The sequence below is a fragment of the Neoroseomonas soli genome, assembly GCF_018129065.1.
GTDB classification, from domain to species: domain Bacteria; phylum Pseudomonadota; class Alphaproteobacteria; order Acetobacterales; family Acetobacteraceae; genus Neoroseomonas; species Neoroseomonas soli.
In genome coordinates this window covers 1-7,595 of sequence record NZ_JAAEDM010000134.1, presented here as the reverse complement: position 1 = coordinate 7,595, position 7,595 = coordinate 1, and the positions used below count along the sequence as shown (strand labels likewise).

11 protein-coding genes are annotated in these 7,595 nt (G+C 71.7%); 4 read left to right on the top strand and 7 right to left on the bottom strand.

Annotated elements, in window-relative coordinates; genetic code table 11:
- Positions 1-27 precede the first annotated feature (27 nt).
- From ccmI to GXW76_RS24235, 7 genes are all read right to left on the bottom strand, one after another.
- Positions 28-828: a c-type cytochrome biogenesis protein CcmI gene (ccmI, locus tag GXW76_RS24265; RefSeq protein WP_211864723.1), complete on the bottom strand. Its 801-nt coding sequence runs from the start codon at positions 826-828 to the stop codon at positions 28-30.
- The gene (locus GXW76_RS24260; protein WP_272876140.1) at positions 825-1,289 is read right to left on the bottom strand and encodes a cytochrome c-type biogenesis protein; all 465 of its coding nucleotides are present in this window, start codon (positions 1,287-1,289) and stop codon (positions 825-827) included. Before GXW76_RS24260 ends, ccmI begins: the two co-directional genes overlap by 4 nt.
- A 233-nt stretch (positions 1,290-1,522) precedes the next feature.
- Complete coding sequence (locus GXW76_RS24255; protein WP_211864721.1) at positions 1,523-2,116, bottom strand: DsbE family thiol:disulfide interchange protein; 594 nt, start codon at positions 2,114-2,116, stop codon at positions 1,523-1,525.
- Entirely contained in the window at positions 2,113-4,071 is a 1,959-nt protein-coding gene (locus tag GXW76_RS24250; RefSeq protein WP_211864720.1) for a heme lyase CcmF/NrfE family subunit, read from the bottom strand. The genes GXW76_RS24255 and GXW76_RS24250 overlap by 4 nt, the downstream gene beginning before the upstream one ends.
- A gap of 262 nt (positions 4,072-4,333) precedes the next feature.
- Positions 4,334-4,849, bottom strand: a complete 516-nt coding sequence (ccmE, locus tag GXW76_RS24245; RefSeq protein ID WP_211864719.1) for a cytochrome c maturation protein CcmE — start codon at positions 4,847-4,849, stop codon at positions 4,334-4,336.
- Positions 4,850-4,933: 84 nt separating this feature from the next.
- Positions 4,934-5,077: a hypothetical protein gene (locus tag GXW76_RS24240; protein WP_211864718.1), complete on the bottom strand. Its 144-nt coding sequence runs from the start codon at positions 5,075-5,077 to the stop codon at positions 4,934-4,936.
- Positions 5,074-5,877, bottom strand: coding sequence for a heme ABC transporter permease (locus GXW76_RS24235; RefSeq protein WP_408904404.1), 804 nt, complete (start codon positions 5,875-5,877; stop codon positions 5,074-5,076). Before GXW76_RS24235 ends, GXW76_RS24240 begins: the two co-directional genes overlap by 4 nt.
- 118 nt (positions 5,878-5,995) lie before the next feature.
- Here GXW76_RS24235 and GXW76_RS24230 point away from each other — a divergent pair, with 118 nt between their 5' ends.
- The 4 genes from GXW76_RS24230 to GXW76_RS24215 form a co-directional block, all read left to right on the top strand.
- Positions 5,996-6,277: a YciI family protein gene (locus GXW76_RS24230; RefSeq protein WP_211864717.1), complete on the top strand. Its 282-nt coding sequence runs from the start codon at positions 5,996-5,998 to the stop codon at positions 6,275-6,277.
- A 193-nt stretch (positions 6,278-6,470) separates the two neighbouring features.
- Positions 6,471-6,893: an EVE domain-containing protein gene (locus GXW76_RS24225; RefSeq protein ID WP_211864716.1), complete on the top strand. Its 423-nt coding sequence runs from the start codon at positions 6,471-6,473 to the stop codon at positions 6,891-6,893.
- Positions 6,890-7,246 carry a Rieske (2Fe-2S) protein gene (locus GXW76_RS24220; protein WP_211864715.1) on the top strand — a complete coding sequence of 119 codons (357 nt, stop codon included), beginning with the start codon at positions 6,890-6,892 and terminating at the stop codon, positions 7,244-7,246. Before GXW76_RS24225 ends, GXW76_RS24220 begins: the two co-directional genes overlap by 4 nt.
- Positions 7,247-7,379: 133 nt before the next feature.
- A partial coding sequence (locus GXW76_RS24215) for a hypothetical protein (RefSeq protein WP_211864714.1) occupies positions 7,380-7,595 on the top strand: 216 nt, incomplete at its 3' end.

Here is a 7,595-nt window from a genome sequence, read left to right as displayed (position 1 = left end):
CTTTGCCGCGGCCGCCCGTGCCGCCGGTCAGGGCAAGGCGCTGAGCCGGCGTTCCAGCATCCCGCGCCAGGGCGCATCGGGCGGCGATTCCGCCAGCAGCGCCTGCCACAGCGTCCGGGCATTGGCCGGGCGGCCGCTTTCGGCCTCGACCAGCCCGGCGAGGAAGCGCAGGCGCGGCTCGGCCGGGGCCTCGGCCAGGGCGCGCGTGATCCAGGCCGTCGCCTCGGCCGGCGCGCCGCGGACGATTTCCAGTTCGGCGATGTCGCCGGCCAGTTCGGGGTCGAAGCGTGCCTCGATCGCCTTGCGCCAGGCGGCGAGCGCCCCTTCCGCGTTGCCTCGCCCTCGCTCGGCATTGCCGAGCAGCACATAACCCTGCCGCGCCTGCTCGCTGCGCGGATCGAGTGCGTCGAGGCGCGCGCGCAGCGTTGCCAGGATCTGCTCGTCCCGCGCCATCGCCTCCGCCCGCAGGTCGTAGGGCGCCGAGGGCATGCCCGGCGAGCCGCGCAGCAGGTAAAGCCCAAGCCCGCCCGCGGCGATCAGCGGCAACACCGCGACCAGCAGCGCGGGGTTGCGCGCGGCGGTCGTCGCCGCCTCCATCTGGTCGGCGGCGGCGATCAGGCGGCGCTGGATCTCCACGCGCGCGGCGCGATGGCCGGCCTCGTCCAGCCGGCCCGCTTCCTTCTCGCGGTCGAGTTCGGCGAGCTGCGCGCGATACAGCGCCATGTCGGCCTCCCGCCGCCCACGCGCGGCGCGGGGGCGAAGGACGGCGGCGGCGAGCGGCAGCAGCGCCGCCAACGCCAGCAGGGCCAGCGGAATCCAGGTGCTCATGCGCCGTTGCCGCGCTCCAGTTCATCGAGGCGGCGACGCTCGGCCTCGGTCAGTGGCGCGGGTTCGGTCCCGGCGGCCCGCCGTCGCCGCGCCAGGATCACCGCTGCCCCACCGCCCAGCGCGATGAACGGCATGGCCCAGAGCAGCGCCGTCACCGGATTGAAGGGCGGCCGCAGCAGCACGAAGTCGCCGTAGCGGTCGTGGACGAAGCGCATCACGGCGGCATTGTCCTCGCCCGCCGCGACACGCTCCCGCACGATGCGCCGCAGGTCGCTCGCCAGGTCCGCATCACTGTCCTCGATGGACTGGTTCTGACAGACCATGCAACGCAACTCGCGTCCGATCTCCTGGGCGCGCGATTCCAGCGCCGGATCACGCAGCCGGTCCTCGGGCCGGCCGACCATGGCCAGGGCCGGAGCGGCGGCGAGGAGGAAGGCGAGGACTGCGGCGAGGCAGCGCAGCGGAGAGGGGCTTTGCCCCCCTCCGGACCTCCCCCCACCAGAGGCCGAAAGGCCTCTGGACACCATGAATTGGGTGGCTGGAGGGAGGGGCACGGAGCGACCGCGGGCGCCGAAGCATGCGCGAAGCCCCTCCCTCCAACCGCCCAAGTATCGGGTTCCAAGGGCCTTTCGGCCCTTGGCGGGAGGGGTTCCGGGGAGGGCAGAGCCCTCCCCGCCGCGCAGCATCGCCCGCGTCACGCGTACCTCCGCAGCAGCGGTCGCAGGTCCTTGTCCAGCACGTCCGGCGTGACCGGCCCCGCGTAGCGCCAGCGGATCAGGCCCTGGCGGTCGATCAGGTAGGTTTCGGGCACGCCGTAGAGGCCCCAGTCGATCGCGACGCGGCCGGGTTCGTCACGGCCGAGTTTCGCGAAGGGATTGCCGTGGCGTTGCAGGAAAGCGGCGGCATCGGCCGGACGGTCCTTGTAGTTGATGCCGAAGACTCGCACGCCCTCGCGCGAGAGGCGCATGAGTTGCGGGTGCTCGATGACACAGGGCACGCACCAGGACGCCCAGAAGTTCACCAGCACCGGCGCCGGCAGCGGCAGCGGGCTGCGCAGGTCGGCGATGGCCAGCGCCGGCAGGTCGCTGCCTTCGAGCGGCGGCAGGTCGAAATCGGGCGGCGCCTTGCCGAGCAGGGCGGAGGGCACGCCGCGCGGGTCGTACTCGCCGGTCTGCAAGCCGCGCAGCATGACCCAAAAGCCAGCGCCGGCCGCGGCGGCGAGGCCGAGCGGCGCATAGAGCATCCAGCGCCGGCTGCGCTGCGGCGGGGAGGTGGGGCTCTCGCTCATGCCGGCACCGTCGCGGCCTTGGGGGCGGGGGCCGCCACGCGCATGCGGCGGTCGGATAGCGACAGCCCGCCGCCGAGCGCCATGATGACCGCGCCGAACCAGATCCAGGGCGCGAGGGGATTGTGATGCAGCCGCAGCACCCCAGCGCCGTCGCGCTCCTCGCCGAGCACGGCGTAGAGGTCGCGCATGGCGTTGGTGTGGATGGCGGCCTCGGTCGTGGTCTGGCGATCCACCTGGAAGGTCCGGCGTTCCGGCGTCAGCACCGTGACCACCTGGCCGTCCTGCAGCACCGTCACCGTCGCGCGGCGGGCGGTGAAATTGGGGCCGGTGACATCGGAAAGGCCCTCCATGCGCCACTCGTAGCCGGCGAGCCGCGTGCTCTCCCCGGCCTTCAGCGCCACCAGCGTGTCGGTCGCCACGCCCATGCCGGCGATGCCCGCGATCGTGACGCCAAGGCCCGCATGCGCCAGCGCCGCACCCCAGGCCGCGCGCGGCAGCCCGCGGGCACGCTGCCAGGCCTGCGCCGGCCGGCGGAACAGAGCGATGCGGTCCACGATGTCCGCCGCCGCACCGACGATGAGCCACGCCGCCATCGCCATCCCGAGCGCCGGCCATACCGGATAGCCCAGCGCGGCCAGGAACAGGAAACCGACCACCAGCGCCGCCGCCGCCGCCCACCACAGCCTTTGCAGCGCGGCCCAGACATCGCCGCGCTTCCACGGCAGCATCGCGCCGATGGGCATGGCCACCACCAGCGGGATCGCCAGCGGCGCCGTCGCCGTGTTGAAGAAGGGCGGCCCGACCGAGATCTTCGCCCCGGTCAGGATGTCCGCGAACATCGGCCATAGCGTGCCGGCCAGCACCACCGCCGCGATGGAACACAGCAGCAGGTTGTTCAGCACCAGTGCGCCCTCACGCGAGATCGGCGCGAAGATGCCAGTCGGCGCCAGCTTCGGCGCCCGCCAGGCGAACAGCGCGAAGGACCCCGCGACATAGACCATCAGCAGCACCAGGATGACCGTGCCGCGCGTCGGATCATTGGCGAAGGCATGCACGCTATTGAGCACGCCCGAGCGCACCAGGAAGGTGCCGAGCAGGCTCAGGGTGAAGGCCAGCAACGCCAGCAGCACGGTCCAGATCTTCAGCGCGTCGCGCTTCTCGACCACGATCGCCGAATGCAGCAGCGCCGTGCCCGCGAGCCAGGGCAGCAGCGAGGAATTCTCCACCGGATCCCAGAACCAGTAGCCGCCCCAGCCGAGCTCGTAATACGCCCACCACGACCCCAGCGCGATGCCGAGCGTCAGGAAGCACCAAGCCGCCAGCGCCCAGGGCCGCACCCAGCGCCCCCAGGCCGCATCCACGCGCCCTTCGAGCAGCGCCGCCACCGCGAAGGCGAAGGTCACCGCATAGCCGACATAGCCGAGGTAGAGCATCGGCGGATGCATCGCGAGGCCCGGGTCCTGCAGCACCGGATTGAGCCCTCGCCCATCCGCCGGCGGCGGCCACACCCGGTCGAAGGGGTTCGAGGTGAAGATCACGAAGCCCAGGAAGCCGAGCGCGACCCAGCCAAGCACCCCGATCACCCGCGCCTTCAGCGCCGTCGGCAGGTCCCGCCCGAAGGCCGCCACCGCCGCCCCGCACAGCGAGAGGATGAGGACCCAGAGGACCATCGAGCCCTCATGGTTCCCCCACGACCCGGAGAACTTGTAGATCAGCGGCTTGGCGGAATGACTGTTGGCGACGACGTTCGACACCGTCGTGTCGTTCACCGCGAAGGCCCAGAGCAGCGCGCCGAACGCCACCCCCACCGCGATCAACTGCCCGAAGGCCAGCGGCGCGGCCGTGCCCATCCAGCGCGGATCGCGCCGCGCGGCGCCGACAATGGGCAGCACCGCCTGCGCGAGAGCCAGGACACAGGCCAGGGCCAGCGCGAAATGACCGAGTTCGGGGATCATGCGGGGTGGCTCCGGGTGGGGCAGGCAGAACGGGGGGCCAGCCCCCCGGACCCCCCGCCGGGAGGCAGAAGCCTCCCGGACCCTCGATTCCGATGGGCTTGGGGGCGGGAGGGGCTCACGCGCGGCACCGACGGGACAGGAGCACCATGCCCCTTCCGCCCCCAAGCCCATTCAGGGAGGGGCCCGGGGAGCCTGTCGGCTCCCCGGCTGGGGTCCAGGGGGCAGAGCCCCCGGTCAACCGCCCCCACCGGAACCACCCGCCTCATCCCCCGCTCCGTCCTTCGCGCTGGCGCGGCGCGGTGTTCCAGGTCTCGGCCGGCGGTGCCGCGCCCTGGGCGGGGTTCCAGTGCCCGGCGCGGCGCAGGGCGTCGGCGACTTCGGGTGGCATGTAGGTCTCGTCGTGGCGGGCAAGCACTTCGGTGGCGCGGAACGATCCGTCCGGCAGCAGCCGGCCGAGCGTGACGACGCCCTGCCCTTCGCGGAACAGGTCCGGCAGCACGCCGGAATAGGTCACGCTGATGCTGGTGGGGCCGTCGGTGACGCGGAAGGTGGCGCTCGGGCGACCGTCGCTGCCCGTGGTGCGTTCGATGCTGCCGGATTCCACCAGGCCGCCGAGGCGGAAGGCGCGATCCGCCGGCGGGCGGTTGGCCATCGCGTCGGAGGGCGAGAGGAAGAAGACCAGATTGTCCTGGAAGGCGGTCAGCGTCAGGGCCGTGGCGGTGCCGAGGCCGAGGCCTGCCAGCAGCAGGACCATCAGCCGGCGCTTCTTGCGGGTCATGGATCTATGCCTCGGCGACCGGCGCGATCCCCGGTGCCCTGGAAATATGGGGGGTTCTTGCTCCCCGCGTTGACGCAACGCAAGTCACGGCCGCTCCCCCCGCGGATCGAGGGTCGCGAGCAACCGCTTCGCCGCGCGGTGCCGCGCCGCAGCGCCGATCGCGAGCGCGCCGAAGACGACGAACGTCAGGAGGTAGGATGCGGTGATGTGCCACCAATGCAACGTCATGCCGGCACCCCTTCCTCCCGCCGCGCGCGGGCGAGTTGCAGGGCGCGCACGCGCCGCTCCATCACCGCCGCGCGCGTGCGTGCCAGCACCACGGCGGCGAACAGCAGCGAGAAGCCCAGCGCGCAGGCCAGCAGCGGATAAAGGATGTCCACATGCATCCCTGGCGCGTTCAGCCGCGTCACGGAAGCCGGCTGGTGCAGCGTGTTCCACCAGTCCACCGAGAACTTCACGATCGGCACGTTGACGATGCCGACCAACGCCAGGATGGCGCCGGTCCTGGCGCCGCGCTCCGGGTCATCAAAGGCGCGCACCAGCGCGGCATGGCCGAGCCAGAGGAAGAACAGCACCAGCACCGAGGTCAGGCGCGCATCCCACACCCACCAGGTGCCCCACATCGGCTTGCCCCAGAGGCTGCCGGTGGCGAGGCACAGTGCGGTGACCGCGGCGCCGACGGGGGAAAGTTCCCGCGCCGTCAGGTCCGCCAGCGGGTGCCGCCAGATCAGCGACATGACCGAAAGGATCGCGAGGCCCGTGTATCCACCCATGGCGAGCCAGGCCATCGGCACATGGACATACATGATCCGGACCGTCTCGCCCTGCTGCCAGTCGGCCGGGGAGAGCACTAGGCCCCAGAGCAGCCCGGCACCCAGCACGATCAGCGCCGCGCCCCAGAGCAGGGGCATGAGCCGCCCGGTCGCCCGCAGGAAGCGGCCGGGATTGGCGAAGCGATGGAGGCTCCGCCCTCCGGGGTTCGGCCGGGCGGCGGTGGCTCCGGTGCCGGTTGTCAGGCGTCCATCCACGCCCCCCACTTAGGGGAAAGGCGCGGGTTATTGAAGCCGCGCGCGGGCGGCGTTACGTCCCGTCACCTTGGGGGCGCCCCCTGCCGGGGCGAGAGGGGGAAGCCGAATGCTCTTCGCCGTGACGATCGAGGACAAGCCGGGCATGGGCGCGACGCGACGCGCCGTGCGGGCCGCGCATATCGAATGGCTGGAAAAGCACCGGGAAATGCTGCTCATCGCCGGACCGATCATGGATGCGGAGGGCAACTCCATCGGCTCCGTCCGCGTGATCGAGGCGCCGGACCGCGCCGCGGTGGATGCCCTGACCGAAGGCGACCCCTTCGCCAAGGCCGGCTGTTTCGCCCGGGTGTCGATCAACCCGTACCGGATCGTCTTCAAGGACGGCGCGAAAGCAGAATGACCGCCGGACGCGAGAGGCGGCCTGCCATCGGCAGGCCGGGAGCGCAAAGCGCGACCGCGCCCGGACCAACCGCTGCCCAAAGCGGTCCAGCACAGGGCGCGAAGGCAAGGCGGCCGGGTTCCCATGCACGTTGCACGGCAACGCGCATGGGTGCCCCGGATGGCCGCCGCCCGCCGTTTCAGGGACAATCAACGTGACAAACTACTGGCTGGTGAAGTCCGAACCCGACGCATTCTCCTGGGACGAGCAGGTCGAAAACGGGATCGAGCCCTGGACCGGCGTGCGCAACCACATGGCCAAGGCCAACCTGGCGGCCATGAAACTCGGCGACCGCGCCTATTTCTACCATTCCAACGTCGGCAAGGAGATCGTCGGCGTGGTCGAGGTGGTGCGCGAGGCCTATCCCGATCCTACGGCGGAGGCAGGCAGCCCCTGGGTCTGCGTGGACATGAAGGCGCTGGCGGCCCTGCCGCAACCGGTCACGCTGGCGGCCATCAAGGCTGACCCACGGCTCGCGGGCATCGCGCTGGTGCGCATGTCGCGCCTCTCGGTCATGCCCATCTCGCCCGGGCACTGGAAGATCCTCGCGCGGATGGGTGGATGGACGGGCGCATGAAACCCATTGCCGAGCGCGTGCTCTGCACGCTCGCGGACATCCCGGACGGCAATTCCAAGGGCTTCCCGGCGGCGCCGGGCGCCTTCACCGGGCTGTTCGCCGTGCGCCGCGGGCGGCATGTGTGGGTCTACGTCAATTCCTGCCCGCATATCGGCGTGCCGCTCGATCCCGTGCCGGACCGGTTCCTGGATACGAGGAAGCAGAACATCCTCTGCTCGACCCACGGCGCGCGGTTCCGGATCGAGGACGGCTTCTGCACCTCCGGCCCCTGCTACGGGGAGGTCCTGGAACGCGTGCCGGCGCGGATCGACGAACACGACAACGTGCTGGTGCCGGAGGATGCGGGGCTGTAGCGCCCTGCCACCACTCCGCCACGCCTGCCGCCGAACCGCCGCGATCGCCCCGAAAGCACCTTGGCGTCGCCCTGCGGCCGCCTGCGCCGGCCTGTCTCATCCTCCCTGCGCTTGGACCAACAAGGAGGACAAGATGCGCCAGATCTCCCGGACGGCCTTTCTCACCACCGGACTGATGCTCGTAGCCGGGGCGGGCTTCGCCCAGGGCGGCGCTCCGCAGACCGTGATCGGTGGCGGCGCCACCACCGCAGTCCCTGCGGCACCGGCCACACCGGCGGCTCCTGCCACGACCCAGGCCCAGCCAGCCCGCCCGGGCAGCGCGGCCACGCCCGCCACGCCGGCCGCACCC

Excerpts from the sequence above, each read along its gene's own strand:
- GXW76_RS24255 (WP_211864721.1), bottom strand. The coding sequence starts at position 2,116 with ATGAGCGAGAGCCCCACCTCCCCGCCGCAGCGCAGCCGGCGCTGGATG.
- ccmE (WP_211864719.1), bottom strand. The coding sequence starts at position 4,849 with ATGACCCGCAAGAAGCGCCGGCTGATGGTCCTGCTGCTGGCAGGCCTC.
- GXW76_RS24240 (WP_211864718.1), bottom strand. The coding sequence starts at position 5,077 with ATGACGTTGCATTGGTGGCACATCACCGCATCCTACCTCCTGACGTTC.
- GXW76_RS24220 (WP_211864715.1), top strand. The coding sequence starts at position 6,890 with ATGAAACCCATTGCCGAGCGCGTGCTCTGCACGCTCGCGGACATCCCG.
- ccmI (WP_211864723.1), bottom strand. The coding sequence starts at position 828 with ATGAGCACCTGGATTCCGCTGGCCCTGCTGGCGTTGGCGGCGCTGCTG.
- GXW76_RS24250 (WP_211864720.1), bottom strand. The coding sequence starts at position 4,071 with ATGATCCCCGAACTCGGTCATTTCGCGCTGGCCCTGGCCTGTGTCCTG.